The 1,500-nt window shown below is 60.3% G+C and carries 1 protein-coding gene; it reads left to right on the top strand.

The window, feature by feature from the left end; genetic code table 11:
• Positions 1 to 155 precede the first annotated feature (155 nt).
• Entirely contained in the window at positions 156 to 1,400 is a 1,245-nt protein-coding gene (locus NW839_RS01900) for a hypothetical protein (RefSeq protein WP_414350102.1), read from the top strand.
• The last annotated feature ends 100 nt before the right edge of the window (positions 1,401 to 1,500 follow it).

Below are 1,500 nucleotides of genomic sequence, written 5' to 3' on the forward strand. Positions count from 1 at the left end.
CAAACAGAATGCTATCGCTGCATAGTTGAACAGTGATGTTCAGCAGTGTTCAGCGTAAATGTATCAGCTGCTAGGATACAGTAGTTGCTTCCCTTCGGGGGAGTGAAATTGAAAGCCGTCTTGCCTTGGCAGCTGAGGGGAGCGCTCGAAGAACTATGGGTTTTTCTGAGTTTGAGGATCAAGATCCCATTGCAGCAGCGGAACGGACTGCTGCCCCCGATCCCAGCCGCCATTCCCCGGATTCTGCCGGTGAGGAAGCCGCGGTCTACTCGGTTGCAAACTCTGGTGAAGGAAGGGAGCGGCAAAGTCGTCGTTCCCCACCCCCTTTGCCGGAAGAGGGCTCAACCTTTGTGGGCGCAGAGGATTGGCTGGACGTTCGCGGTAGCGGGACGGAGTCCTTGGAGAATGGGCGGGATAGCTACAGGGAGTCCGCGCAAGGGGCCACTTCTCGCCCTTCCAACCGCTCCCCCCAGACTGGCCGAGACGAGGGGTCTCGTGTTGACAGCGAAAAGGGGGGGCAGAAAGCCGCTGCAGGAGGAGCCGGTGAGCGTCCTGGGCAAGCCCTGGTTTCCCGCCGTTCTGTCTCCAGCAACCGCGGCTACGACGGATCCGCCCGTTCCTCTGCCTTTCGCGGTAGCGGGACGGAGTCCTTTGCTGGCCGCTCGCGTAAGCGGGACGGAGTCCTTGGGGAATCCGGCTACCGCAGTGACTACAGCCGTTCCGCGGCTTACGGCTACACCTCCAGCTATGTTGGCGGTGGAGGATATGGCGGTGGTGGGCGAGGCGGCAGCTCCAGCGGGGGGGTCTCCTCCTCCGATCTGACGATCCTGCTGGTGGTGGCCCTGCTGGCCTTCTTCGGGGGATTCGCTATCCGCAACATCTTCGCCGAGTCGGGCGGCTTTGACGATGAGCGCCCCATCCGCGCTGCCAATGTGCCCGCAGCCTTTCGCGATTTTTGCTTTGCCTATAACGGCACTGCCTCCTTTACTGTGGTGCAACTGACCAGCGTTTCTGCTCTGACCATGGCTTCGGTGCCCGTTTACAAGATGGATACTTGCACCATCCCCGTCAGCCAAACGGCCAATGCCCTCCAAGCTTTGGGCATCCGCGGCCGGGCCAACACCTTGGGCCCCCAGCTGGGGGGATCCAACCTCACCCTGATCCAGCTCCCCTTGGCCAGCAGCTTGGCGCGCGCCGTGTACAGCCAGTTTCCTGGCTTGGCCGCTCAGGGCAACGAGGCGCAGGTTTTATCCCAACTGGAAGCCACCATCAACAACGCCCTGCGCTCCAACATCGAAGGGTTAGCCCTGCAAAGCCTGGAGCCCACCAACATCCCCGACGTCTACGTGGTGGTGCCGGGGCACTCCTTTAATTTGCAGCCCCAACTCAACCTGCGCTAACCCTCCTGCAGAGCATGCCTCTAACCCCCGAAACCCTGAACTTTGCTGAATTTACTGAGCTTTAGGCGGTTTGGCAAAAGTCATTGAGAGGGATATAGTA

The organism is Synechococcus sp. R5-15, assembly GCF_047462035.1.
Classification (GTDB): domain Bacteria; phylum Cyanobacteriota; class Cyanobacteriia; order Thermostichales; family Thermostichaceae; genus Thermostichus.